Annotated in this window: 1 protein-coding gene; it reads left to right on the top strand. The window is 69.7% G+C overall.

What is annotated here, in order from left to right; genetic code table 11:
• Window positions 1–531: glycosyltransferase family 2 protein (locus tag ACYVD1_RS34845; RefSeq protein ID WP_460778737.1), on the top strand; the 531-nt coding region annotated here is incomplete at both ends.

Genomic DNA, 531 nt, shown 5'->3' with positions numbered 1-531 from the left:
CGGGCACAAGCTTTTCGTGGACTTCGATCCGGCGGCCATGACTCCGGAGTACGTTCGGGCGGAGGTGGGGGCGGGTCGTGCTGAGGAGCTCTTCGACAGGGAGAGCGCCGACCCGCACTGGGTCGAGCGCCACATCAACCAGCACAACCGGCTGCGTACCGCCGGACGCCTGTCCTACAAGGTGTTCATCGGGGCCACCGGGTCCCTGCACCGCGACCTGTTCGACGCCGCCGGAGGCCTGGACGCCGCCCTCGTCCTGGGCGGTGACACCGAGTTCGCCTACCGCGTCTCCCAACAGGGGGCCGTGTTCGTTCCGGACCTGGACACCAGCAGCTGGCACCTGGGCCGCACCCAGATGCAGACCCGACGGGACGCCGGAACCCGCTACCGCTCGCCCTACGTCTCCAACCGGGTGCCCGACTTCCACCTGCGCCGCAAACGCCCCGAACGCCAGTGGGACGTCCCCTTGGTGGACGTGGTCCTGGACACGGCCGACCACACGCTGGAGGAGGTCGACACGACCGCCTCCGC

This window comes from Nocardiopsis nanhaiensis, from assembly GCF_054778635.1.
Note: the sequence above shows the minus strand (reverse complement) of the source record. Positions and strands in the feature narration are given on the sequence as shown.